The organism is Streptococcus sp. AM43-2AT, assembly GCF_003603405.1.
Lineage (GTDB): Bacteria > Bacillota > Bacilli > Lactobacillales > Streptococcaceae > Streptococcus > Streptococcus ilei.
The window spans coordinates 14181-40349 of record NZ_QTND01000006.1 but is presented as its reverse complement, the minus strand read 5'-3'; the positions used below and the strand labels follow the sequence as shown (position 1 = coordinate 40349).

The window sequence follows — 26169 nt, the reverse complement described above, 5'->3', positions numbered from 1 at the left end:
AAAGTGCAGAAATAAAGGCTTTTAGTATTTAAAGAGATGTAGGTGCCACCAACCAGTCTTGGAAAAAGCTCGTAAAGCGTCACAATTTAGTAAACGTTAAAACTTATTTACACTTATTGAAAGCATTTCGTATCGAATATACGGAGTGCTTTTTCTGTCTAGCTTAATTTTACAAATTGGGTTATAATCAGTAAAGGTGCAAGTCTGTCATTTTTTAAACACATTTTGAGATGAAAATTCGAAGGGGAAGAGGAATCAAAAAAGGAGGTTCCTATGTGTATAGTTGACCAAGTTAAGAAAATAGCAACTTATATTTGTGAAGCTTTTGAAGACTGGGATTTGGATGATCCTGTAGAAGAAGGATACCTGGAAGATTATCAGGAAATTTCTGGTGCATCTGAGGAGGAAATTCAGGAGTTTGAGAAGAAACTTGGAATTTCTCTCCCCGATGAGCTTAAGGAGGTCTATCACTACAAAAACGGCAGTAAATTCTTAGCAGTCTTACCCTGTGTGATTGACCAAAGAGAAATGGCTTTTTCTCTGATGAGTTTGCAGGAAATAGAAGCTGGGAAAAGATATTTTCAAAATAGGGATGCCCTGTTAACGGAATTTCTCGACTATTTTTCGAGAGAAGATATTGAAGAGATGCGTGATAGTAGAATAAAACCCTATCTTTTTAATAAAAAATGGATTCCTTTTGCGGAATACTGTGATTCTTGTTATCTCATGCTCGATTTTGATCCAGACCAGGAGGGGCAAAAAGGGCAGATTATCTGCTACATTCATGACCCTGATGAAATTATCTATGTGGCACAAAGTTTTACGGAGCTGATTGAAGAGATAATGGAAGTGATCGTATAAAAGAGGGTAGTATATTCCCCCGTTTAAAAAATATTGATTCAAATTTTATGAAATTAATCAGTAGATATCGTTCTGAAAAGCCTTGATATTACGCTATTTTTAGTCCAACTGAAACCCATACTTTCCAAACCAGGTTTTACGAAAAGTTTTATTTGTACCAAATGATTATAAAAATTTTCAAACTCATCTTTGCTTTTCTCAATCGTCATGGACTGTAATGGTTTCATGAAGGAGGGGAACCATCCCCTAAATATGGATAGTTCATCTGGCCCATTCATGTTCATGTAACCAGATAGTCCGATAATTTGACCGCTTATCCAAATTTCCTTGTCACCCTTGCTTCTGTTTGTTATAGTAGGTTTATCAAAAGAAGCTAGTCTTCTGATAACATTACAAAAAGAGGTAGTATCATGAAAAAATTAATTGGTTTTGGATTTATCCTTGCAGCTATTGCCGTCATCACCTTTAGTATCATTGGTTATCCGAAAATAGATGCCAATCTTTGGCCCTTGGTTCCAGTTGTCTTGTTTGCTTTCTTTACGCTTGAAAATGCACTCAAGAAAGACTACAAGTCCAGCTTGATTTGTGCCATCATTGGTTTTATCATTGCCAATGCCATCTATGACCTTCTTCCAATTTCAAATGGAGTCGTGATTACTGCGGGTATCTTGGCTTGTCTCGGTCTTGGTTTTCTCTTTCCAGACGCACCAAAAGAAAAATAATGCTTCCAATTTTATTCGCTTTAGGAGAGTGGGACAGAAATCGGTAATTCGTTAGTATTCGATTTCGTCGTCCCACCTCCGCACAGTTGAGTAGGGCTGTAAAAGCTGATGAAATCAGCGTGGTAGAGCCCACTCAACCACTGCGTCTTGCTCGACAATCCAAAGACAATTGAGAGGCTAGGACTTTTGTCCCAGCCTCTTTTTACCTGTCTGAAAGAACCACTTAGGGGCTGAAAAGAACCACTTACCGAAAAGGTCTTGTAAGATTTTGAACACCTGTTATAATGTTACTAACAAAGGTTAAGAAAGGAGTCCTATGAAAGTTCGTATCGAATTAGATCCGCAGATGGATGAGCCAGAAATGATCATTCGGGCTCCTCGATTGACGGAGGATGTCGCCCGCTTGCAACAGTTGATCTTGGAGCAAAAAATGACGCCCCTGACCTTTTACAAGGATCGAAGCGAGTACTTCGTAGATGTGTCAGAAATTCTCTTCTTTGAGACAGATGGTGAAAAGATCTATGGGCATACCAGAGAAGAGGCATATGAGGTCCGTCAAAAACTCTACGAATTGGAAGAGATCTTGCCGATTGCTTTCTGTCGCATCTCCAAGTCGACCATCGTCAATACCAAGCAGATTTATTCCATCGAAAAATCTTTTTCGGGAACCAGTACAGTAAACTTTTATCAAACCCATAAGCAGGTACACGTATCCCGACACTATTATCAACTCTTAAAAGAACGGTTAAAGGAAATGAGGTAACAAAATGAAAAATAAATTAATTGGGATTTTCTTAATCCTCCTAGCAGCCCTAGTGCTCTTACAAGGCTATTTTGTAAAATGGGAGATCAGTATCTGGACGCTGGCTTGGGTTGTCTTGCTCGCAGTCCTTTCCCTCTCTAGTTTCTTGAAGCGCCACTTTGGTTGGGGCTTCCTATATGGGATTTTGGCCCTCTTCTCCCTTAATGGCCAATACCATTTTCTTCCAGTATCCAATTCGGTGGTCATCTTTTCTTCTATTTTAGCGGTGATCGGTCTCAATATTCTCTTCAAGCCTTCCAAAAAAGCAAAAGCTACTTGGAACTCCTACTCAGCAGGAACATCTTCTCAAACTGCTGGCAATGACATCGATGTCTCCTTTTCTACAGTGACCAAGTATTTGAATGATCAGAATTTTACGGGCGGAAGTGCGGATGTGAGCTTAGGAGAAGCTTCTATCTATTTTGATAATTGCCGGATCGAAGGACCGTCAGCCCAGTTTGCGGTGGATGTCTCCCTTGGAAGTTTGAGTCTCTATGTCCCAAGCGACTGGCGGGTTCATGTCAATGTAGAAAGTTCTCTGTCAGCTATCCAACACCAGGAAAATCCTAGCAATTTAACCAGCAAAGACTTTTACATCGTCGGAGAGGTCTCACTGGGGAATCTAGAAATCATCTATGTAGGTGAGAATAACTTTTCATAAGCCGATCTAAGAAAAACTTATTCAAAGGTCTTGCCAAGAGAAAGTTTTTTTGGTAATATAGTACGGTATGTGGTGCTAGCACATCCGTAATATTAGATCTAATAGGAGGCAAAACAGAATGGCTAAAGTATGTTATTTTACTGGTCGTAAGACTGTATCAGGAAACAACCGTTCACACGCGATGAACCAAACCAAACGTGCCGTAAAACCAAACCTTCAAAAAGTAACTGTCCTTATCGATGGTAAACCTAAAAAAGTTTGGGCTTCAGCTCGTGCATTGAAATCTGGTAAAGTAGAACGCGTTTAATCAGAAATGAGGATCTCTTGGAGGTCCTTTTCTTTTTTCTTCATTTTTCCTCTTTTTGGACATTTGTATCAACCGATAGGAGAAAGGTGTATCCCTTTTACACGCGCCCTCTTTTATGGTAAAATAGAATATAAAATACTTTTGAGGTAGAAATTATGACAGTAAAAATCAATACAAAAGATGGTCAAATTGAATTGACCGATGATGTCATCGCAACTGTTGTAGGCGGTGCAGCCACTGAAATTTTTGGAGTGGTTGGAATGGCCAGCAAAAACGCGATTAAAGATAATTTCCAAGCTCTCTTAGGTAAGGAAAACTACTCTAAGGGTGTCGTTGTGAAAACAGCGGAAGCAGGAAGTATTGCGGTTGATGTTTACACTGTTTTGAGCTATGGTACAAAGATTAGCGAAGTCTCAAAAAATATTCAAGAGCGTGTCAAATTCAGTTTAGAAAATCAACTTGGAATCACAACGGATACAGTCAACGTCTATATCCAAAACATTAAAATTGTGGGAGAATAATCGTGTCTAAAATTACAACTAGTTTATTTCAAGAAATGGTCCAAGCAGGGGCTACTCGCTTAAATAAACAAGCCGAGTATGTCAATTCATTGAACGTTTTTCCTGTACCAGATGGTGATACTGGAACCAACATGGGGATGACCATTGAAAATGGTGCAAAAGAAGTAGCCGATCGCTCTGCTTCAACTGTTGGTGAAGCAGCAAATATCTTTGCAAAGGGGCTTTTGATGGGAGCGCGTGGAAACTCAGGAGTGATTACTTCTCAGTTGTTCCGCGGATTTTCTCAAAGTGTCAAAGACAAGGATGAATTGGATGGGGCAGCTCTTGCGGCAGCCTTCCAAGCAGGGGTTGAAGTAGCCTATAAAGCGGTTATGAAGCCTGTTGAAGGGACCATTTTGACCGTTTCTCGCGGTGCTGCCATCGGTGCCAAGAAAAAAGCAGAATCAACCAATGATGCAGTAGAAGTCATGCGTGCAGCCCTTGAAGGAGCTAAAACAGCCCTTGCCAAAACACCAGATATGCTTCCAGTATTGAAGGAAGTCGGTGTGGTGGACTCTGGTGGTCAAGGTTTAGTCTTCATCTATGAAGGGTTCCTATCAGCTTTGACAGGAGAATTCATCGCTTCTGAAGAATTTGTTGCGACTCCAGCAACCATGTCAGAAATGATCAACGCAGAGCACCACAAGTCCGTAGCAGGTCATGTGGCAACCGAAGATATTACCTTTGGTTACTGTACAGAGATCATGGTCGCTTTGAAACAAGGTCCAACCTATGTCAAAGACTTTGACTACGACGAATTCCGTAATTATTTGAACAATCTTGGGGATTCTCTATTAGTCGTCAACGATGATGAAATCGTCAAAGTCCACGTCCATACTGAAGATCCAGGTCTTGTCATGCAAGAAGGTCTTAAGTACGGAAGCTTGGTTAAGGTGAAAGTCGACAACATGCGCAACCAGCACGAAGCACAAGTTGAAAAAGAAGAACGTCAAGCGAAACCAGCTGAAGCAAAAGAATATGCGATTATTGCAGTCGTTGCGGGTGACGGTTTAGCGGATATCTTCAAAGCGCAAGGAGTGAATTACATCATCTCTGGTGGTCAAACCATGAACCCTTCGACAGAAGACTTTGTCAAAGCTGTTGAAGAGTTGAATGCGCGCAACATCATTATCTTGCCAAACAACAAGAACATCTTGATGGCGGCTCAATCTGCAGCAGAAGTCATTGAGCAACCAGCAGCAGTCGTAGAGACGAAGACCATCCCTCAAGGATTGACCAGTCTTCTTGCCTTTGATGAGAGCAAGTCGATCGAAGAAAACTACGAACGCATGAGCGCTTCATTGGAAGATGTTGTTTCAGGTAGTGTGACGACAGCCGTTCGTGATACCACTATTGATGGTCTTGAAATCCATGAAAACGACAATCTTGGAATGGTTGATGGTAAGATCGTCGTTTCCAATCCAGATATGATGGAAACCTTGACAGCAACCTTTGACAAGATGTTGGACGAAGATAGTGAAATTGTCACGATTTATATCGGTGAAGATGGTAAAGAAGAAGTAGCCAATGACTTGGCTCAAAACTTGATGGCTAAATATGAGGACGTCGAAGTCGAAATTCATCAAGGAAATCAACCAGTTTACCCATATTTGTTTAGCGTTGAATAATCAAAAAATTTCAAAAATAGCAGGAAAAAGAGTCAAAAAATGATTTTTTGGCCCTTTTTTTGATAAAAAAAGCTTTATGAAAGCGATTAGATAGGTGTTTTTAGACAATTTTTATTTGATATGTTATACTTTAGAAAAATGGAAATAGGAGAAAAAAGCAAATGAAAAAGGTAATCTGCTTTTTAGGAGCTTTGCTTTTTGTGATGACGGGTTGTGCTACTAAGTCTCAGTCCACAGAAACATCAAAAAGCTCAACCACTACTTCGATAGAAAAAAGTGAAACTGTTACAAGTGAGGCAAAGGAAGAAACTAAGGTTCTCACTGCTGAAATCAATGGCAATCAACATCGTTACACCATCACAACAAAAGGTGATAAGGTTCAGAAATTGAAGTTAGATGTTTTATCGGCCCTGCCAGAAAAAATTGCTACTAATTCAGCTAATCTAAGTCCTGAAGAGATGACAAAAATTATTAATGAAGGCTTGCAGTCAGATTCAGAATACAAGGCTCTGAAAGACATGGCTGGCTTCAGTATCGAATATAAGGTCACTCCAGAGAAAAAATTAGCCTCAACGGTCTCTGTTGATATGGAAACCATTGATTGGGACAAGGTTAAAGACCTATCTTACTTTAAAGATCTTGGTATCGGTGACCTAAAAGACATCAAGGCCTCTACTGTTTTCACAGGATTAAAACTCCACGGTTTCAAAGAAGAAACGCCAGCACCATAGGTTCGGACTCTTGTCCGGCCTTTTTTTATTTTCCATGACATTTGTCATGTCAGCCAGTGACAAAATCATCTAGTGGCCTGTTATTCCTTTCGCTATAATAAAGTCAGAAAGTAAGAGGTAAGGAAAAATGAAACAATGGTTCTATAAAGTGTTTACGTTAACAGTGGTTGGGATGGTCGTCTATTTGATCTTTTCAAAGGATGATAGTCTCTATTACCATTTCCCTTGGGAATTATTTGCTGGGATTGGCATCATGAGCTGGGCGGTCCAAGAAGGTCTAAAAATGGTCAAGGCTGTTAAAAAGGAGATGGAGCAATGAAAAAGAAATTTGAAATTGGATTGGTAGCTGTTTTGTGTTTGCTCCTTTGGGCAACTGAGATAATGACGGGCTGGTTTTCTGCCCATTTTCCTAGCTGGTTTTTCCAAACGGTTTGGGGAGTGACCTTGGTCGTCTATGTCATCATTCCAGCTGGCCAAATCTGGTTGAAAGGAGAGTCTCATGAGTGTCATTAGAGTAGAGAACTTGAACAAAAGTATCAAAGGAAAGGTGATCCTAGAAGATCTTTCTTTCACAGTGGAGAGAGGGGATTGCTTGGCTTTGATTGGGCCAAACGGAGCTGGGAAGACAACATTGATGGATTGCCTCCTAGGAGATAGGAAGCCGACTTCTGGAACTATTGAAGTAGAGGGAAAAGCTCCTGGTCATCCTCAGTTAAAGGATAGTGTCTCTTATCTCCCTCAAGAGAATGCCATCGTGCAAAAGCTAACCGTGCAGGAACTGATCAGTTTCTTTCGCTCCATTTATCCTAACCCTTTAACGGTCAATGCCATCGATGATTTATTGCGTTTTACTCCAGAACAAAAGAAGCAATTAGCCAGTAAGCTGTCTGGTGGGCAAAAACGTCTTTTATCCTTTGTGTTGACCTTGATTGGTCGTCCCAGTCTCCTATTTTTGGATGAGCCAACGGCTGCCATGGATACGTCCACTCGCCAACGCTTTTGGGAGATCGTCGGGCATTTAAAGGACCAAGGTGTGACTATTGTCTATTCTTCCCATTACATCGAGGAAGTAGAACATACAGCTGATCGGATTTTGGTCTTGCATCAGGGACATTTGCTTCGGGATACGACACCTCTCGCTATGAGAAGCGAAGAGGTAGAAAAACATTTCACCCTGCCTTTGCGTTACAAAGCTCTAGTGGCCGAGATGGAAGGGATTGGTCAAGTGACGGTCAAACCCGATGCCCTTCAGGTTGTGACAGGTGATGCCAATCGTTTGTGGAGGCGATTGCAGGAAGAAGGTTGTTTGATCCAAGAGATCGAGGTGACCAATAGAAGTTTATTGGATTCTATTTTTGAAAATACAAAGGAAGTAGGTAGAGAAGATGAAACGCATGAAAGCTCTCGGCGTGGTTGAGTGGCATTTGACTAGACGCCAAGCCATTTATTACTTGTTATCAATTGGGATGCCCACGGCCTTTTATCTCTTTTTTTCAGGGATGTACCAGGAAACGCCAGGAGCACCTGCTCACTTTATGAGGGATTATCTCCTTTCTATGACGGCATTTTCCATGATGTCTACGGCTATCTTTTCTTTTCCAACAGTTCTTGAAACCGATCGACTCAATAATTGGCAAAAGGTCTTGCGCCATACCCCGGTATCTATGGTAGAATATTATCTAATAAAGGTTGTGGGTCTCTTTGTCGATTTTCTTCTATCGATTGGAGTTGTCTTTACTGTTGGCCATGTGGTGCGCCATGTGAATATGTCCCTACAAGATTGGATTTTGTCGGCCTTTATTCTCATCCTAGGAAGCCTAGCGTTTGTGGCTCTCGGTCTGGTCTTGACCCTGCTTCCTTCTAGTCAATTGATGTCGGTTGTGGGCAATCTCCTTTACATGGGGTTGGCTGTCATGGGTGGCCTTTGGATGCCGATTAGTCTCTTTCCAGAATGGATGCAAGCCATCGGCAAATGCCTACCAACCTATCAATTGATGGAGCTGATCAAGACCTTTTTAAACAAGGGACAGGTCAATGTCTTTGCTAGTCTTTATTTAACCTTGTTTACCCTGGTCTTGTTTACCCTTGTCATTGTTTATCGTCGTCATTCTGAGGTTCGTTCATGATTGAAAAACTTAAGCGTATCCATTATATGTTTTACGCTAGCCTAGTCTTTATGGGCTTTCCCTTTATCTCTATTTTATTAGGGGAGGTCCCCTACTGGCACTTCTTTTTAGCCCTCTTGTTTATTGCTTCCTATCTAGGAGTCTTGATTACTGAAAACAAAAAGCTGACCTGGATTTGTTGGCTGTACCTCCTAGCCTATGTAGCAGGAAATACTCTTTTTATTAACGCCAACTATTTTTGGTTTTATTTCTTCATCAGCAACCTATTGGTCTATCACTTTGAGATTCACAATTTTCGCTCTCCCTATCTTTGGACAGTTTTTCTATCGCAATTCCTGCTTTTTGGGGCCATCTTTTTCAAACAGAGTGCGATGGAGTATGAATGGGTATTTTTAATCATTATTTTCTTTTTTACCCATGCCATGACCTACGGCATGATTCGGATTCGGATGGTGGAAGAGTTGAAAGCTGATCATGCCAAGCAAAATGCCCAGATCAATCTTTTGCTGGCAGAAAACGAGCGCCATCGAATTGGCCGCGATCTGCATGATAGTCTAGGCCACACCTTTGCCATGCTCAGTGTCAAGGCAGACCTGGCTGATCAATTCTTAGCATTGGGTCAAGTTGAGAAGGCGCAGGAGCAGGTGCAAGAGATTCAAACCATCAGTCAGGAGTCCATGCACCAAGTCCGAGAGATTGTGGAGAACTTGAAGCAGCGAACCCTGGCAAGAGAGCTAGAAACCGTCAAGCAAATGCTAGAAGTGGCGCAAGTAAAAGTGAAAATCCAAAACAATCTCGATACAGCCAGTATCTCGCCGATCCTAGAGTCTGCTCTGGCCATGGTGTCTCTAGAATTAGCCACTAATATGATCAAACATGCCAAAGCAACGCAAGCCCTTCTCTCTTATCGCTCCACTGAAACAGGTGTAGAAATGATCGCAGAAGACGATGGGATCGGTTTTGACAAAGTCTCCGACAAGGACCTGCACTCGATTCGCGAACGGATTGCCTTGTTGGGAGGAGAGCTGGAAATCAGTCATCAATACAAGCCGACCCGCATAGAAATACGGATCCCCTATCAAGAAAGGAAATAAGATGCGCTTATTAGTTGCAGAAGACCAAAGTATGCTACGCGATGCCCTCTGCCAGCTCTTGCTTTTGCAAGAGGATGTAGAAGAAGTCTTGCAGGCCGGAGACGGGCAAGAAGCTATTCGCTTACTCGAAACCCATCCAGTTGATATTGCTATCCTAGATATTGAGATGCCCATCAAAACAGGGCTAGAAGTGTTGGAATGGTCCAAAAGTCAACGACCCCAGCTCAAGGTTGTCATCGTTACCACCTTTAAGCGGCTGGGTTACTTTGAGCGGGCCCTGAAGGCTGGAGTCGATGCCTATGTTTTAAAAGAACGCCGCATCACGGACTTGATGGGCACCCTTCATACAGTTTTGGCAGGGCAAAAGGAATATTCGCCTGAATTAATGGAAGGCATCTTGACCCATCCCAATCCTCTAAGTTCTCAGGAGCAAGCAGTCCTAAAAGAAGTCGCCAAAGGAGCTTCCAACCAAGAAATTGCTGATCGGTTATTTCTCTCTAACGGGACTATCCGCAATTATATGTCGGCTATTCTGACCAAGTTGAATGCAGAGAACCGGACCGAGGCGGCGAAGATTGCCCAAGAAAGGGGATGGCTATAAGCAAGCAAAGTTTCTAGGATTCCTAGAGACTTTTTTGATTGGATTGTTCTTTTTTAGGACAACTCTCATTAATCGGATTTGGATAGAAAATTCAGAAAATTTGTGATTTTTACTTGAATTATTTTCCAAAAATGGTATGATAGTAGCATGCTCATTTGATAATCAAAGAAACAGAAAGGAGAGACATGGAGAAAATTACCTTAGAAACTGCAAAGACAGGTTCAGAGCTTGTGCTAGAAACGCTTCGGGATCTTGGGATTGATACCATTTTTGGGTACCCGGGTGGAGCCGTTTTGCCCCTTTACGATGCTATTTATAGTTTTAAAGGGATCAAACACATTCTTGGCCGACATGAACAAGGGTGCTTGCATGAAGCTGAAGGCTACGCCAAATCAACTGGAAAGTTGGGTGTCGCAGTCGTCACTAGTGGACCTGGGGCAACCAATGCCATTACAGGTATTGCTGATGCCATGAGTGATAGTGTCCCTCTTCTTGTGTTTACTGGTCAGGTCAACCGTTCTGGGATCGGGAAGGATGCCTTCCAAGAGGCAGATATTGTTGGGATTACCATGCCGATTACCAAGTACAACTACCAAGTACGAGAGACAGCAGATATTCCACGGATTATTACTGAAGCGGTCCATATTGCGACAACTGGCCGTCCAGGTCCTGTCGTCATTGACCTTCCAAAAGATGTCTCTGCCTTAGAAACAGATTATATATTCAACCCAGCAGTCAACATTCCAAGTTACCAGCCGACCATTGAGCCAAATGAATTACAGATTAAGAAAATCTTGAAGCAATTGGGCAAGGCTAAGAAACCAGTCCTTTTGGCTGGGGGTGGCGTTAGCTATGCGGAAGCGGCAGAAGAATTGGTAGCCTTAGCAGAACGCTACCAGATCCCTGTAGTGACTAGCCTTTTAGGTCAGGGAACGATTGCGACAAACCATCCTCTCTTCCTTGGAATGGGCGGGATGCACGGTTCCTTTGCGGCCAACATTGCCATGACCGAAGCAGATTTCATGATCAGTATTGGCTGTCGTTTCGATGACCGTCTGACAGGAAATCCAAAGACTTTTGCGAAAAATGCCAAAGTCGCTCATATTGATATTGACCCAGCAGAGATTGGTAAAATCATTGCAGTTGATATTCCCGTCGTTGGTGATGCGAAGAAAGCTCTACAACAGTTGTTGGCAGAGCCAGTGGTTCACAACAATACGGAGAAATGGATCGAGAAGGTCACAAAAGATAAGAACCGGGTTCGTTCTTACGATAAGAAAGAACGCGTGGTCCAACCCCAAGCAGTTATTGAACGCGTGGGTGAGTTGACCAAGGGGGATGCCATCGTCGTGACAGACGTTGGCCAACACCAAATGTGGGCAGCTCAGTACTACCCATATCAAAACGAACGGCAATTAGTGACTTCTGGTGGTCTAGGGACTATGGGATTCGGTGTACCAGCTGCAATTGGTGCTAAGATTGCCAATCCGGACAAGGAGGTCGTGCTCTTTGTCGGCGATGGAGGCTTCCAGATGACCAACCAAGAATTGGCAATCTTGAATGTTTACAAGATTCCGATCAAGGTTATCATGCTCAACAACCATTCACTTGGGATGGTTCGGCAGTGGCAAGAAGCCTTCTATGATGGACGAACATCAGAGTCCGTCTTTGAAACCTTGCCAGACTTCCAATTGATGGCGCAAGCCTATGGGATTAAGAACTACAAATTTGACAATCCCGAAACCCTTGAGAAGGATTTGGAAGTCATTACCGAAGATGTACCAATGTTCATCGAGATTGACATTTCTCGGAAAGAACACGTTTTACCAATGGTACCAGCTGGTAAGAGCAATCATGAGATGTTGGGGGTGAAGTTTAATGCGTAGAATGTTAACAGCCAAACTTCAAAACCGGTCAGGGGTTCTCAATCGCTTTACCGGTGTCTTGTCCAGACGACAAGTCAACATTGAGAGCATCTCAGTAGGAGCGACAGAAAATCCGAATGTATCGCGGATTACCATCATCATCGATGTTGCATCTCATGATGAAGTCGAACAAATCATCAAGCAACTCAATCGCCAGGTCGATGTAATTCGCGTCCGAGACATTACAGATAAACCTCACCTCGAGCGTGAAGTTATTCTGATCAAGGTCTCTGCACCAGCAGAGAAACGGGCAGAATTGCTGGCTATTATCCAGCCCTTCCGCGCGACTGTGGTTGACGTGGCTCCAAGCTCCATCACCGTGCAGATGACAGGAAATGCTGAGAAGAACGAAGCTCTCTTGCGTGTCATTCGTCCTTATGGGATTAAAAATGTCGCACGGACTGGTGCAACTGGCTTTACCCGCGATTAGAATCCAACCTAAATTTGTTAAAATAGCCTAATAGGCAATAAAAATAGAAAAGAGAGAAAAACTATGGCAGTTCAAATGGAATACGAAAAAGATGTAAAAGTAGCAGCACTTGACGGTAAAAAAATCGCCGTGATCGGTTATGGCTCACAAGGTCATGCCCACGCTCAAAACTTGCGTGACTCAGGTCATGATGTGATCATAGGTGTACGTCCAGGTAAATCTTTTGACAAAGCAAAAGAAGATGGTTTTGATACTTACACAGTGGCAGAAGCAACTAAATTGGCTGACGTTATCATGATCTTGGCTCCAGACGAAATCCAACAAGAATTGTACGAAGCAGAAATTGCTCCAAACTTGGAAGCTGGTAATGCTGTTGGATTTGCACATGGTTTCAACATCCACTTCGAATTCATCAAAGTTCCTGCAGATGTAGATGTCTTCATGTGTGCACCTAAAGGCCCTGGTCACTTGGTGCGCCGTACGTATGAAGAAGGATTTGGTGTTCCTGCACTTTACGCTGTCTACCAAGATGCTACAGGAAATGCTAAAGATATCGCCATGGATTGGTGTAAAGGTGTTGGTTCAGCACGCGTTGGTCTTTTGGAAACAACATACAAAGAAGAAACTGAAGAAGATTTGTTTGGTGAACAAGCCGTTCTCTGTGGTGGTTTGACTGCCCTTATCGAAGCAGGTTTTGAAGTCTTGACGGAAGCTGGATACGCTCCAGAATTGGCTTACTTTGAAGTACTTCACGAAATGAAACTCATCGTTGACTTGATCTACGAAGGTGGATTCAAGAAAATGCGTCAATCAATCTCTAACACTGCTGAATACGGTGACTACGTGTCAGGTCCACGTGTGATTACTGAACAAGTGAAAGAAAACATGAAAGCCGTTCTTGCGGATATCCAAAATGGTAAATTCGCCAACGACTTTGTGAATGACTACAAAGCTGGTCGTCCAAAATTGACTGCTTACCGTGAACAAGCGGCTAACCTTGAAATCGAAAAAGTTGGTGCTGAATTGCGTAAAGCAATGCCATTCGTTGGAAAAAATGACGACGACGCCTTTAAAATCTATAACTAATGAGGTGATGGTGAAGTTGGGAGAAATCCCAACTTCTTTTTCATCAATAGCAGAGATGGATTGGAAGGTATTTTCAACCATTTAGCAGAATCTGTATGAAGAGACGTGCCATATCGAACATTTTGGGTGATTTTTCTGAAAATTTGGAAAATACGCTGAAATTTTTGCAGTCTTTTGATATAATTAGATGAAATAAGGAGAAGAAGAGGAAGACCATGATAACATCGAAAGATATCATAAAAGCCCACAAGGTCTTAAAGGGTGTGGTTGTTGAGACTCCCTTAGATTATGATCATTATTTATCCGAAAAATATGGAGCAAAAATCTATTTAAAGAAGGAAAATGCGCAACGGGTTCGTTCCTTTAAGATTCGTGGAGCCTACTACGCAATTTCTCAGTTGAATGAGAAAGAGAGAGAGCGAGGAGTAGTCTGTGCCTCGGCGGGCAATCACGCTCAAGGAGTTGCCTACACCTGCCGGGAGATGAAAATCCCAGCTACCATCTTTATGCCGATTACGACACCTCAGCAAAAGATTAGCCAGGTTCGTTTCTTTGGTGGAGAGTACGTGACCATCAAATTAGTAGGAGATACTTTTGATGCTTCTTCTAAGGCGGCGCAGGAATATACCGAACTTAAAAACTGTACCTTCATTGATCCATTTGATGATGCCAATGTCCAAGCGGGTCAAGGAACTGTAGCCTATGAAATTCTAGAGGAAGCTAAAAAAGAGTCCATCGACTTCGATGCGGTGTTAGTACCAGTTGGTGGGGGAGGCCTCATCGCCGGAGTATCCACCTATATCAAGGAACAAGCGCCGGAAATCGAGGTTATTGGGATCGAAGCAGATGGTGCTCGGTCGATGAAGGCAGCCTTTGAAGCTGGAGGCCCGGTAAAACTCAAACAGATTGATAAATTTGCGGATGGGATTGCTGTTCAAAAGGTAGGCCAGTTGACTTATGAGGCAACGAAAAAAAATGTTGAGACCTTGATTGGCGTCAACGAGGGCTTGATCTCTGAAACCTTGATTGATCTTTATTCTAAGCAAGGCTTGGTTGCAGAACCAGCTGGAGCTGCTAGTGTAGCGGCTTTAGAAGTGTTGAGAGAGTATATCAAAGGGAAGACCATTTGTTGTGTGATTTCTGGTGGGAACAATGATATTAACCGGATGCCAGAGATGGAAGAGCGAGCTTTGATCTATGATGGTATTAAACACTACTTCATCGTCAACTTCCCGCAACGTCCAGGAGCTCTTCGAGAATTTGTAAATGATATCTTAGGACCAAATGACGATATCACGCGGTTTGAGTACATCAAACGAGCAAGTAAGGGGACTGGCCCAGTCTTGATTGGGGTTGCTTTGGCAGATAAGCATGACTATGCAGGTCTGATCAATCGGATTGAACAATTTGACCCTTCTTTCATTAACTTAAACGGAAATGAAACCCTCTATAACATGTTGGTATGATGGATTCTTTAACAAAGAATCACTTCAAAAAAGTAATAAAATATAAAGGAGAATCAGGAAATGATTTGGATTTTTCTATTGGTTATTCTAGTAGTTGGAGCTACTGTATTCATTAGCTCACTCTATGTGGTGAAACAACAATCTGTTGCGATTATTGAGCGTTTTGGACGCTACCAAAAAATCAGCAACAGTGGGATTCATGTCCGTGCACCATTTGGTATCGATAAAATTGCTGCGCGTGTGCAATTGCGTCTCTTGCAAAGCGAGATTGTAGTTGAAACTAAGACACAAGATAACGTATTCGTTACCATGAATGTCGCGACACAATACCGCGTAAATGAAAACAATGTAACGGATGCTTACTACAAATTGATGCGTCCAGAAGCTCAGATCAAATCTTACATCGAAGATGCCTTGCGCTCCTCTGTTCCAAAGTTAACCTTGGATGAATTGTTTGAGAAAAAGGATGAAATCGCCCTTGAGGTTCAAAAACAAGTAGCTGAAGAAATGTCAACCTACGGGTATATCATTGTAAAAACCTTGATTACCAAGGTTGAACCAGATGCTGAAGTCAAGCAGTCAATGAATGAGATCAACGCTGCTCAACGGAAACGTGTGGCTGCCCAAGAATTGGCTGAAGCGGACAAGATTAAGATTGTTACCGCAGCCGAAGCGGAAGCTGAAAAAGATCGCCTTCACGGGGTCGGGATTGCAGAACAACGGAAGGCTATTGTAGATGGTTTGGCAGATTCTATCAAGGAATTGAAAGATACCAATGTGAATTTGACAGAAGAACAGATTATGTCCATTCTTTTGACCAACCAATATTTGGATACTTTGAATAACTTTGCAGAAAAGCAAGGAACCAATACCCTCTTCTTACCAGCAAATCCGGATGGCGTAGAGAATATTCGTACTCAAATACTTTCAGCTTTAAAAGCAAAATAATAAAATATCTGACTTTTTTAAAATTGTTCGTACTTTCAGCTATTATGGTTGACAAAATATGCAAAAAATTTTATATTAGTATTGGAAATAATAATATAGGAGAATGATCATGGCTAAATCGAACTTCGAAAAAGTGGAATCAGTTGTTGGTTGGGTACGTGATAAAAAGATCACTGGGTATCGTATCAGTAAAGAAACGAACGCCCGTGAAATGTCTATCATTGCACTTGCGCAAGGTCGTGCAAAAGTGAAAAACATCTCGTTTGAAACTGCGCTTGGCTTAATCGATTTTTATGATAAGAATCATCAAAAATTTGAAAATTAAAATACTATATAAAAAGAAGGGAACAAGCTTCCCTTCTTTTTATATAGTATAAATCAGGATATCGTAGGAAAGTATCACTAGCTGGCTCCCTGGCTATTAAAGGATTTTAACAAGTTTATGTGTGGAATTTCACTTTCATTTAATGGTATTCGAAAACTCCCTCATCGGAATCATTCCAGTGAGGGAGTTTGTTTTAATTTAAGAAACGTTGTAAGAATTCTTTGGTCCGTTCTTCTTTTGGATTGGTAAAGATTTCTTTTGGATCACCTTGTTCAGCGATGACCCCCTTGTCCATAAAGATAACACGACTTGAGACGTCTCGGGCAAATTCCATTTCGTGGGTGACCACGATCATGGTTAGGCCTTCTTTGGCTAAGTCTTGCATAATTTTAAGAACTTCTCCGACCATTTCAGGGTCCAGAGCTGAGGTTGGTTCATCAAACAAAATGGCATCAGGATCCATAGAAAGGGCTCGAGCGATAGCTACCCGTTGCTTTTGTCCTCCTGAAAGTTGTTTTGGACGAGCAGCCCAATAAGGTTCTCCCATGCCAACTTTCTCTAAGTTCGCTTTAGCAATTTTCTCTGCTGTTTCACGATCACGCTTGAGAACAGTTGTTTGTGCCACAATGGTATTTTCCAAGACATTTAAGTTTTCAAATAGATTGAAGCTTTGGAAAACCATGCCCAATTTTTCCCGATAGTGGGTGAGATCATAATCAGGATCAAGAACGTTCTGTCCCCGGTAGAGGATTTCTCCATCAGTCGGAGTTTCTAAGAGATTAATGGAGCGAAGGAAGGTAGATTTCCCGCTACCAGAGCTCCCGATAATGGAGATAACTTCACCTTTCTCAACAGAAAGAGAGATGTCCTTCAAAACTTCGTTTTGACCGTAGGATTTTTTTAAGTGTTTGATTTCAAGTATTTTTTCTGCCATTATTTCACCTCTTTAACTTGCATTTGATTGGCACCAGTTGTATAGGTATCAGAGTCTAAGCGACGTTCGATGTATCGAAGGATACGGGTGATGGTGAAAGTCAGGATAAAGTAAATTACCGCAATAATGGTAAAGGTTGGGAAGTATTGGTAGTTTTGAGTTGCGACCGTATTTCCTGTAAAGTAGAGTTCAACCACAGAGATAACATTCAAGACAGATGTATCCTTGATGTTGATGACAAATTCATTCCCTGTCGCTGGCAAGATATTGCGCACGACCTGAGGGAGAACGATCTTGCGCATGGTTTGTCCATGGGTCATCCCCAGAGCGGTAGCCGCTTCAAACTGGCCAGTATCCACTGCTAAGATTCCTCCACGAACAATCTCACTCATATAAGCCCCTGTGTTGATCGAAACAATAAAGATAGCGGCCCAGGTGCGATCCAAGGAAATGTTAAAAGCTTGGGCTGAACCGTAGAAAATAACCATGGATTGAACGATCATCGGAGTTCCACGGAAGATTTCAATGTAGACATTGAGGAACCAGCCGAAGAATTTTTGTAAGGCAGCCAGAGCCTTGTTTTTAGACGTAGGAGCAGTCCGGAAGACACCGATTAACAAACCGATGATCAAGCCAGCAATGGTCCCTGTCATAGAGATTAAGAGGGTCATTCCAGTTCCTCGTAAGAACTGCGGGCCATTATCTTTCAAAATCTTCATCATTTGGCTGAAGAAAGTCTGCTCGTCATCGCTAGCATCGCTGGAAGCTGGTTGCTTCTCAATCATGTCATCCATGAGTTTGACTTGGTCTTCAGCCGAAATTTTAGCTAGTGTAGCATTGACTTGGTCGATTCGACTGTCGCCTTTTTTCATCCCGATAGCAATGGTCGCATCTTCCTCCCCGACTTCAAAACCTTTTTTGAATTGGATCATCTTAAATTTTGAATTAGCAGATTCAGCTGTCAAGGCTTCTGGACGCTCAGAAACATAGGCATCAATAACGCCAGATTCTAAAGCTTGACGCATCTGGGCGAAATCCCCCATAGCGGTTTCTTGTTTGGCACCCTTGAGTTGGGAGATGAGAGAATAGAGGTAGACCCCTTGTTGAGAGGTGACCTTTGCATCCTTGAAGTCATCTAGACTAGTGGCATTCGCATAGTTTCCGTCTTTACGCACCAGCATGACCGGCTCACTGGTATAGTAGCTATTAGAGAAAGCGACCTCTTTCTTGCGCTCGGCAGTCGGACTCATTCCAGCGATGATCATATCAATTTTACCAGAAGTGAGGGCGGGGATTAGTCCGTTCCAAGATGTTTTAACGATCAGAGGTTTTTTACCTAGTCCCTCAGCAACCTTTTTTGCGATTTGGACATCGTATCCGTTGGCATATTGGTTGGTGCCATCAATCTTCACGGCTCCATTTGCATCATCCTCTTGGGTCCAGTTGAAAGGAGCGTAGGCGGCTTCCATCCCGATCCGGAGATATTCGTCTGCTTTTACAATATGGCTCATTCCCAGGCATAAAAGTAGTCCGGTAAAGAGAGCATAAATTGTTTTTTTCATGTAGTCTCCTCTTCCTATATAAATAGTATCATCTTATTGTACAGGAAATTGGCCTACTTTTCAAACCTGATAGCCTTTTCATAAAAAAATGCTATAATATACCAAAGGAGTATAGGAAAATGAAAAAAATTCTGTATGTTCTATTTGCAGTGATGACCTGTCTATTTGTAACGGGTCTTGTCAAGGCGGATGGTCCTTCCTATGAGATTCAGTCTTATCGGGGGACTTTAATCTTGGAAACTTGGGACGATGCTACTTATGAGGAAGAATTGGTCTATCATTTTACAACTTCCTATAATGGTCAATATGTCACCTTGGGATCAGCGGGTAAAATGCCTCAAGGTTTTGAAATAGTAACTCCTCCCCTGGTGGAAGTAGAAGGCAGAACCTTGTCACAAGAACCAGAAGTTCAAAATTTAGGTGATGGTTATCAGGTTAAGATTTACAATGGCGGAAGCGCAGGGGATACTGTTAAGGTGAAGGTTACCTGGCAGTTAAAAAACCTGCTCTATGTTCATCGGGATATCTTGTTATTGAACTGGAAGCCGATCAGTGATGGGGATCAGGGGGTCAAAAAAGTAGAGTTACAGATTATCCCGAAATTTGCTTCAGAGGTTTCAAAATCAGAATTAAATATTCATACATCTTATATGGGTCCAGATGCATCGATACAGAAGGAAGGTGCCAACTATATTGCGAGCTTAAAAAATTTAAAGCGCAAAGAAGGTGTTGAAATTTATGCTTACTGGTTGAAATCGGATGTAGCTTCCTTTGGGGAATCAGATAGAGATACAGGCTTGATGGAGGAGGCCAACTATCATCGGACGGAAGCTGGAATTGTTCAAAAACGGACCTGGATTCGCCTATTTATGAAGGTCCTACTTCCAATCCTTGTTCTGCTTTTCCTTCTTCTTGCTATTTATTATCGTCATCGCTTCATGCAATCTGTTACTTCTGCCAAGGTTTTTCCGAAAAATAGTCGCTTGTATGAGATTCCAAATAACGTTGCGCCTCTACTAATGGCTTCAATAGTTTATTCTACAGAGCTAGATGAAATCTCTCCAACCAAAAAACACGCTCGGGGAGCCTTTAAATTTGATCAGTTAGTGCAAGCTACCTTACTTGATTTGATTGATCGAAAAAATATCATCTGTGAGCAATACGACACTCATACAGTTTTAACGATTCAAAATGAAGATACATTGGATGAATTTGAGCGAGAGTTTCTTAGACTTGCATTTGGTTCTCAAAAATATTGTAGAACAGATGACTTGTTTTCAGATTATGAAATTTCAGATTCTCTCTATAAATACGCTTCTAAGAAAGATCAAGATGAGATTCGTGAGCGAGGAAAACAAGCGCAAAATCGGATTGATGCAGCGATTTCTCGTGTCGCTCAAGCTGTTCAGCAGAAGATCCAAACATTTACCCTTCCTTCTTATTATCGTCCCTTAGAGTCTGGGGAGGAAAGTGCAGGACGTAAAAGTCTCTTCTTTGGATGGGCTGCATGGAGCATTGCCTTGGTAGCTGGTTTAATAGCTTATTTTGTCTTAAACTGGCTCTCTATCTTTTGCGTGATGTATGTGTTGGTGATGTGGATCCTTCCGACATCCTTCCAAGGGAAGTTCAGCCTCTATCAACGGGATGGGGTCCCAACAGAGCTCGGAGCTGAGCAACGCTATTATTGGGATAGCTTCCGTAATATGTTGCGGGATATCGCTCATTTGGAAGAAGCAGAAATTCAATCGCTGGTTTTATGGAATCGCTTATTAGTCTATGCTACTCTGTTTGGTTTTGCAGATCAAGTAAGCAAAGTGATGAAGCTTCGTCAAATCCACTTAGAGAACCCAAGTATGGATGCCTATGTCTACACTCCGTTTCGTAGTAATCTAATCCATTCCAGCCGTCTCTTATCTAATTATGGAACGACCGCTACAACCGCTAGTCATTTTACAGTATCTTCAGGCGGTAGTTCTGGGGGTGGTTTCTCTGGAGGCGGTGGAGGCGGTGGCTTCGGTGCTTTTTAGAGTGACAAATGTGCCGTCTAGCCAATCTTGTGTTTACAATTTCATAGGAGGCTGGGACAAAAGTCCTAGCCTCTCAATTGTCTTTGGATTGTCGAGCAAGACGCAGTGGTTGAGTGGGCTCTACTAGGCTGATTTTATCAGCTTTTACAGCCCTACTCAACTGTGCGGAGGTGGGACGACGAAATCGAATTCTAACGAATGACCGATTTCTGTCCCACTCTCTTTTAGTCTAAGCATCCTTGCAAGCGCATCTGGTTCTATGGCTAGAAATGTGTTATAATATAGCAAATGCAAGTTTAGGAGAAAAAGATGTTTATCATTGAACTGATAAAAGCGATTCTTTTTGGAATTGTTGAAGGAGTCACAGAGTGGCTTCCAATCTCAAGTACAGGTCATTTGATTTTGATTCAAGACTTTATCCAGTTTAAGGATCAAAACCCTGCCTTTATGGAGATGTTTAATGTCGTTATTCAGCTAGGTGCCATTATGGCTGTCGTTGTGATTTACTTCGACAAGCTTTATCCATTTAAGCCTGGAAAATCGAAAAAAGAGGTAAGACGAACTTGGCAATTGTGGGCCAAGGTTGCTGTGGCGACCCTACCGTTGCTCTTTGTCTTTAAATTGGATGATTGGTTTGAAGCTCATTTTCATAACTCTTTTTCTGTAGCCATCATGTTGATTACCTATGGTTGGGCCTTTATTTACCTTGAAAAACGGGAGCAAGTAGAGCCGGAAGTGACGGAATTACACAAGTTGCCTTATAAGACAGCTCTCTATATTGGGTTGTTCCAAGTCTTGTCGCTTTTCCCAGGAACCAGTCGGTCAGGTGCAACAATTGTAGGTGGTTTGGTCAATGGAGTTAGTCGCTCAGTTGTGACAGAATTCACCTTTTATCTGGGGATTCCTGCCATGTTTGGGGCTAGTCTATTAAAGGTCGCTAAGTTTGTTTTGGGAGGAAATGCTTTAAGCTTCAGCCAGGGAACAATCCTTTTAGTTGCTATGGCGGTAGCCTTCGGTGTTAGTATGGTAGCGATTCGCTTCTTGACAGACTATGTCAAAACTCATGACTTCACAGTCTTTGGGAAATATCGGATTGTTCTGGGAGCGATTTTGCTTGTCTACGCAGTGATTAAAATTTTTATCTAATAATGAAATTGGAGTGTTTCTTCCTTTTCTTCAAACTGCTATGTTTGCGGGGGAGGAAGTGCTCTTTTGTTTAAGTCTTGTTTCCTATCTAAGGAGGGGGTCATGTTTTGAAAAATATGTCCCTTTTTAGTATAATAGAAAGACTAATAGTATGAGGTGCAGTCATGAAGATGAAGCAAATCAGTGATTCAACCATTAAAATCACGATTCAATTAGAGGATTTAGAAGAACGGGGCATGGAAATGGCCGATTTTTTGGTGCCTCAAGAAAAAACAGAAGAATTTTTCTATACCATCTTAGATGAATTAGAAATGCCGGAAAGTTTCTTAGACAGTGGCATGTTGAGTTTTCGAGTGACACCTAAGCCAGATAAACTCGATGTTTTTGTGACCAAATCAAAAATTGATCAGCATTTAAATTTTGAAGATTTTTCCGATTTGCCTGATATGGAAGAATTGTCGCAAATGTCTCCGGACGAATTTATCAAAACCTTGGAAAAAACCATCTCTGAAAAGAGTAAGGGAGACGGCGATGCGATCCGTCATTTAGAAGCTGAGGAATTGGCTGACGAAAATCAGCTTTCAGAAGAAGATACATCGAGTCATCCAGTAGATACACGGTATATTTATTATATCCTCCAGTTTTCTCAGTTAGAGGAAGTGATTCGGTTTACAAAAACAGTTCATTATGCTGTTGAGACTTCTGAACTTTATAAAATGGACGGGATGTACTATTTAACCATCCTGATCGATTTGGAAGGGTGTCCGCAGGATTATCCAGGTTGGCTTTTGGCAACCATGCGTGAATATGCGGAAGATACAGATACTACTAGAGCTGTCCTTCAGGAACATGGCCATCTCTTGCTCGTCTCAGATGCTATTCACGAACTTCAAAAGGTTAATTTGGTATGATTACTTTTCCGTTACAATTTATCCTGGTCCTGATTGCAACTTTTTTGATCAGTTTGATTCTAACTCCCTTTGTGAGGTTATTGGCGTTTAAAATAGATGCCGTAGACTATCCGAATGCGCGTCGGATCAATAATAAACCCATGCCCAGCGCTGGTGGTTTAGCTATTATTCTTGCTTTTACCATTGCGACTTTACTTTTGTTGCCGATGATTACAAAGGGGTATGTAACTAAGACATCTTACCTGACCTATACCTTACCAGTTGTTGTCGGAGGATGGATCATTGGCCTGACTGGTTTAGTTGATGATATAAAAGAATTATCACCGCGGTTAAAGATGCTGGGGATTTTCCTAGGATCTAGTGTGATCTGGTTTTTTACAGATTTTCGCTTGGATGATTTTAAGATCCCTTTCGGGGGTCCATTTCTTCATTTTGATCCATGGTTGTCCTATATTTTAACAGTCATTTGGATTATTTCTATTACCAATGCAGTCAACCTAATTGATGGTTTGGATGGCCTGGTCAGTGGAGTTTCAATTATTTCCTTGGTGACGATGGGGATTGTTTCTCATTTCTTTCTCCCGGTGCCCAATCTCTTTTTGACCATGACGATTTTTGTCTTAGTCATGGCCATTGCTGGTTTCTTCCCCTTTAATTATCATCCAGCGATTCTTTATTTAGGGGATACAGGAGCCCTCTTCATTGGTTTTATGATCTCTGTTTTGTCCTTGCAAGGTCTTAAGAATGCGACAGCTGTTGCGGTTGTTACGCCGATGATTATCTTGGGAGTTCCAATTACGGATACCTTTTTAGCAATTGTCCGTCGGACTCTCTCTGGTCAGAAGTTTTATGCACCAGATCGGAATCACTTGCACCATCGTTTACTTTCTTTGGGCTTAACGCATCGCGGAACCGTTTTGGTTATCTATGGGATTTCGATGATTTTTGCTATGATCTCTCTGCTGTTGAATATCTCTACTCGTATCGGCGGAGTTCTTCTTGTCATTGGTTTGGTATTAGGGGTTGAGCTCTTAGCGGAATTAATTGGAGTCCTAGGTCCTCACCATAGTCCGCTCCTCAATTGTTTACGCTATATAGGGAATTCTGCCTATCGAGAGGAAGCTCGACAAAATAGAAAAAATAAGACTAAATAAGAACGATTCTAAACACAAGAAAAGCCTTTTAGGCTTTTTTTTGTTATACTAGATAAGACAAAACTCTATAGCAGAAAGGAATACAAATGTCAGTATTAGAGATTAAAGATCTTCATGTAGAAATTGAAGGCAAGGAAATTTTAAAAGGTGTGAACTTGACCCTTAGAACAGGAGAAATCGCAGCCATTATGGGTCCTAACGGAACAGGGAAATCAACCCTATCTGCAGCCATTATGGGGAATCCAAACTATGAAGTTACCAAAGGTGAAATTCTATTTGATGGCGTAAATATCCTTGAGTTGGAAGTGGATGAGCGTGCTCGTATGGGACTTTTCCTTGCTATGCAATATCCATCAGAAATTCCAGGAATTACCAATGCTGAATTCCTTCGTGCAGCTATGAATGCTGGAAAAGAAGAGGACGAAAAAATTTCTGTTCGTGATTTTATCACAAAATTGGATGAAAAAATGGAACTTCTCAACATGAAGGAAGAAATGGCAGAGCGTTATTTGAATGAAGGCTTCTCAGGTGGTGAGAAAAAACGCAATGAAATTCTGCAATTGTTGATGTTGGAACCGAAGTTTGCTCTTCTTGATGAGATTGACTCTGGTTTGGATATTGATGCCCTTAAAGTGGTTTCAAAAGGGGTCAATGAAATGCGTGGCGAAGGTTTCGGTGCTATGATCATTACCCACTACCAACGTCTCCTAAACTATATTACTCCTGATGTGGTTCACGTGATGATGGAAGGTCGTGTGGTCCTTTCAGGTGGTCCTGAACTTGCTGTGCGTTTGGAACGTGAAGGATACGCGAAATTAGCAGAAGAGTTAGGTTATGACTACAAAGAAGAACTCTAATCTTGTGTCAACAACTGAACAGGATCTTTGAGGAGGAGTAAATGACCAAAGAAAATATCAAACTTTTTTCAGAAATGCATGCAGAGCCTCAATGGTTGCAAGAGTTGCGCCAGAAGGCTTTTGATAAAATGGATGACTTAGAACTACCTGTGATTGAACGTGTGAAATTTCATCGTTGGAATCTTGGGGATGGAACGATCAAAGAAAGTGAACCTCTCACTGCTGTTCCAGACTTCACTGCGATTGACAATCAATTAAAATTGGTTCAGTATGGGACCCATACAGTATTTGAGCAGATTCCAGTTGACTTGGCGAACCAGGGCGTTGTTTTCACAGATTTTCACTCAGCCTTGGAAGAAATTCCAGAGCATGTAGAAGAATTTTTCATGTCATCCGTTAAATACGATGATGACAAGTTAGCAGCTTACCACACAGCTTATTTTAACAGTGGTGCTGTTCTCTATATTCCAGATAACGTAGAAATCGCAGAACCAATTGAAGGTATTTTTTACCAAGATAGTGATAGTGATGTGCCATTTAACAAGCACATCCTGATTATCGCTGGTAAAAACAGTAAGATTAGCTACCTAGAACGCTTAGAATCGCGTGGAGAGGGAAGCGCTAAAGCAACTGCTAATATTACAGTCGAAGTGATTGCTCGTTCTGGAGCGCAAGTGAAGTTTGCGGCGATTGATCGCCTCGGTGAGAATGTTACTGCCTACATTAGCCGCCGTGGCAAACTAGGCAAGGATGCCAGCATTGACTGGGCTATTGGTGTCATGAACGAAGGAAATGTCGTTGCTGACTTTGATAGTGACTTGATCGGAAATGGAAGCCATGCAGACCTTAAGGTTGTAGCCTTATCTAGTGGGCGTCAAATTCAAGGGATTGATACCCGTGTAACCAACTATGGTTGCAATTCAGTCGGGAATATTCTCCAACATGGTGTCATTCTTGAAAAGGCAACCTTGACCTTTAACGGGATTGGCCACATTATCAAGGGAGCTAAGGGAGCGGATGCCCAACAAGAAAGCCGTGTGTTAATGCTTTCTGATCAAGCTCGTTCCGATGCCAATCCAATTCTTTTGATTGATGAGAACGATGTGACAGCAGGTCACGCGGCTTCTATTGGTCAAGTGGACCCTGAAGATATGTATTATTTGATGAGTCGTGGCTTGGATCAAGCAACTGCAGAACGCCTAGTGGTTCGTGGCTTCCTTGGATCAGTGATTGTGGAAATTCCAGTCAAAGAAGTTCGTGAAGAAATGATCCAAACCATTGAAGATAAATTATTGAAGAGATAAA

At 41.9% G+C, this 26169-nt stretch carries 28 protein-coding genes; 26 read left to right on the top strand and 2 right to left on the bottom strand.

Annotated elements, in window-relative coordinates:
• The first annotated feature begins 273 nt into the window (after positions 1-273).
• From DW930_RS10225 to DW930_RS10125, 20 genes are all read left to right on the top strand, one after another.
• The gene (locus DW930_RS10225) at positions 274-861 is read left to right on the top strand and encodes an SMI1/KNR4 family protein (protein ID WP_123159973.1); all 588 of its coding nucleotides are present in this window, start codon (positions 274-276) and stop codon (positions 859-861) included.
• Between the two features lie 410 nt (positions 862-1271).
• Positions 1272-1583 carry a hypothetical protein gene (locus tag DW930_RS10220; protein WP_123159972.1) on the top strand — a complete coding sequence of 104 codons (312 nt, stop codon included), beginning with the start codon at positions 1272-1274 and terminating at the stop codon, positions 1581-1583.
• A 316-nt stretch (positions 1584-1899) separates the two neighbouring features.
• Positions 1900-2346 carry a LytTR family DNA-binding domain-containing protein gene (locus DW930_RS10210; protein ID WP_048788766.1) on the top strand — a complete coding sequence of 149 codons (447 nt, stop codon included), beginning with the start codon at positions 1900-1902 and terminating at the stop codon, positions 2344-2346.
• A gap of 4 nt (positions 2347-2350) precedes the next feature.
• On the top strand, positions 2351-3046 hold the full coding sequence (locus tag DW930_RS10205; protein ID WP_123159971.1) for a hypothetical protein: 696 nt from the start codon (positions 2351-2353) through the stop codon (positions 3044-3046).
• A 118-nt stretch (positions 3047-3164) separates the two neighbouring features.
• Positions 3165-3353 carry a 50S ribosomal protein L28 gene (gene rpmB, locus DW930_RS10200; RefSeq protein WP_001140948.1) on the top strand — a complete coding sequence of 63 codons (189 nt, stop codon included), beginning with the start codon at positions 3165-3167 and terminating at the stop codon, positions 3351-3353.
• Between the two features lie 155 nt (positions 3354-3508).
• Positions 3509-3874, top strand: a complete 366-nt coding sequence (locus DW930_RS10195) for an Asp23/Gls24 family envelope stress response protein (RefSeq protein WP_006594986.1) — start codon at positions 3509-3511, stop codon at positions 3872-3874.
• Between the two features lie 2 nt (positions 3875-3876).
• Entirely contained in the window at positions 3877-5541 is a 1665-nt protein-coding gene (locus tag DW930_RS10190) for a DAK2 domain-containing protein (protein ID WP_123159970.1), read from the top strand.
• A 161-nt stretch (positions 5542-5702) separates the two neighbouring features.
• Positions 5703-6272, top strand: a complete 570-nt coding sequence (locus DW930_RS10185) for an SP0191 family lipoprotein (protein ID WP_123159969.1) — start codon at positions 5703-5705, stop codon at positions 6270-6272.
• A gap of 127 nt (positions 6273-6399) precedes the next feature.
• A complete protein-coding gene (locus DW930_RS10180; RefSeq protein WP_023027681.1) occupies positions 6400-6591 on the top strand; it encodes a hypothetical protein in 192 nt (63 codons plus the stop codon).
• Entirely contained in the window at positions 6588-6785 is a 198-nt protein-coding gene (locus DW930_RS10175) for a hypothetical protein (protein WP_123159968.1), read from the top strand. Before DW930_RS10180 ends, DW930_RS10175 begins: the two co-directional genes overlap by 4 nt.
• The gene (locus tag DW930_RS10170) at positions 6772-7689 is read left to right on the top strand and encodes an ABC transporter ATP-binding protein (protein ID WP_123159967.1); all 918 of its coding nucleotides are present in this window, start codon (positions 6772-6774) and stop codon (positions 7687-7689) included. Before DW930_RS10175 ends, DW930_RS10170 begins: the two co-directional genes overlap by 14 nt.
• Positions 7658-8398 (top strand): ABC transporter permease, encoded by a 741-nt coding sequence (locus tag DW930_RS10165; protein ID WP_123159966.1) that lies wholly within the window; start codon positions 7658-7660, stop codon positions 8396-8398. The genes DW930_RS10170 and DW930_RS10165 overlap by 32 nt, the downstream gene beginning before the upstream one ends.
• Complete coding sequence (locus DW930_RS10160) at positions 8395-9492, top strand: sensor histidine kinase (protein WP_123159965.1); 1098 nt, start codon at positions 8395-8397, stop codon at positions 9490-9492. The genes DW930_RS10165 and DW930_RS10160 overlap by 4 nt, the downstream gene beginning before the upstream one ends.
• Before the next feature lies 1 nt (position 9493).
• Positions 9494-10093, top strand: coding sequence for a response regulator transcription factor (locus DW930_RS10155; RefSeq protein ID WP_123159964.1), 600 nt, complete (start codon positions 9494-9496; stop codon positions 10091-10093).
• A 185-nt stretch (positions 10094-10278) separates the two neighbouring features.
• Positions 10279-11979 (top strand): acetolactate synthase large subunit, encoded by a 1701-nt coding sequence (locus DW930_RS10150; protein ID WP_123159963.1) that lies wholly within the window; start codon positions 10279-10281, stop codon positions 11977-11979.
• Positions 11972-12448: an acetolactate synthase small subunit gene (gene ilvN, locus DW930_RS10145; protein WP_006594976.1), complete on the top strand. Its 477-nt coding sequence runs from the start codon at positions 11972-11974 to the stop codon at positions 12446-12448. The genes DW930_RS10150 and ilvN overlap by 8 nt, the downstream gene beginning before the upstream one ends.
• Before the next feature lie 63 nt (positions 12449-12511).
• The gene (gene ilvC / locus DW930_RS10140) at positions 12512-13534 is read left to right on the top strand and encodes a ketol-acid reductoisomerase (protein ID WP_023027688.1); all 1023 of its coding nucleotides are present in this window, start codon (positions 12512-12514) and stop codon (positions 13532-13534) included.
• A gap of 215 nt (positions 13535-13749) precedes the next feature.
• The gene (gene ilvA / locus DW930_RS10135) at positions 13750-15000 is read left to right on the top strand and encodes a threonine ammonia-lyase IlvA (RefSeq protein ID WP_006594974.1); all 1251 of its coding nucleotides are present in this window, start codon (positions 13750-13752) and stop codon (positions 14998-15000) included.
• Positions 15001-15060: 60 nt separating this feature from the next.
• Positions 15061-15948 carry an SPFH domain-containing protein gene (locus tag DW930_RS10130; protein ID WP_123159962.1) on the top strand — a complete coding sequence of 296 codons (888 nt, stop codon included), beginning with the start codon at positions 15061-15063 and terminating at the stop codon, positions 15946-15948.
• Between the two features lie 109 nt (positions 15949-16057).
• A complete protein-coding gene (locus DW930_RS10125; protein ID WP_006594972.1) occupies positions 16058-16273 on the top strand; it encodes a hypothetical protein in 216 nt (71 codons plus the stop codon).
• Between the two features lie 193 nt (positions 16274-16466).
• Here the strand turns inward: DW930_RS10125 and DW930_RS10120 are convergent, their stop codons facing one another.
• Both DW930_RS10120 and DW930_RS10115 read right to left on the bottom strand, forming a co-directional pair.
• The gene (locus DW930_RS10120) at positions 16467-17207 is read right to left on the bottom strand and encodes an amino acid ABC transporter ATP-binding protein (protein WP_009732258.1); all 741 of its coding nucleotides are present in this window, start codon (positions 17205-17207) and stop codon (positions 16467-16469) included.
• Positions 17207-18769, bottom strand: coding sequence for an ABC transporter substrate-binding protein/permease (locus DW930_RS10115; protein ID WP_123159961.1), 1563 nt, complete (start codon positions 18767-18769; stop codon positions 17207-17209). The genes DW930_RS10120 and DW930_RS10115 overlap by 1 nt, the downstream gene beginning before the upstream one ends.
• Before the next feature lie 119 nt (positions 18770-18888).
• Here DW930_RS10115 and DW930_RS10110 point away from each other — a divergent pair, with 119 nt between their 5' ends.
• From DW930_RS10110 to sufD, 6 genes are all read left to right on the top strand, one after another.
• Entirely contained in the window at positions 18889-20796 is a 1908-nt protein-coding gene (locus DW930_RS10110) for a DUF2207 domain-containing protein (RefSeq protein ID WP_123159960.1), read from the top strand.
• A 309-nt stretch (positions 20797-21105) separates the two neighbouring features.
• Positions 21106-21942, top strand: coding sequence for an undecaprenyl-diphosphate phosphatase (locus DW930_RS10105; RefSeq protein ID WP_023022205.1), 837 nt, complete (start codon positions 21106-21108; stop codon positions 21940-21942).
• Positions 21943-22106: 164 nt separating this feature from the next.
• A complete protein-coding gene (mecA, locus tag DW930_RS10100) occupies positions 22107-22853 on the top strand; it encodes an adaptor protein MecA (RefSeq protein WP_123159959.1) in 747 nt (248 codons plus the stop codon).
• Positions 22850-24007 carry an MraY family glycosyltransferase gene (locus DW930_RS10095; protein WP_123159958.1) on the top strand — a complete coding sequence of 386 codons (1158 nt, stop codon included), beginning with the start codon at positions 22850-22852 and terminating at the stop codon, positions 24005-24007. Before mecA ends, DW930_RS10095 begins: the two co-directional genes overlap by 4 nt.
• Positions 24008-24093: 86 nt before the next feature.
• Positions 24094-24864, top strand: coding sequence for a Fe-S cluster assembly ATPase SufC (gene sufC / locus DW930_RS10090; protein ID WP_023022208.1), 771 nt, complete (start codon positions 24094-24096; stop codon positions 24862-24864).
• 41 nt (positions 24865-24905) lie between these two features.
• Positions 24906-26168: a Fe-S cluster assembly protein SufD gene (sufD, locus tag DW930_RS10085; protein ID WP_123159957.1), complete on the top strand. Its 1263-nt coding sequence runs from the start codon at positions 24906-24908 to the stop codon at positions 26166-26168.
• Position 26169: the final 1 nt, after the last annotated feature.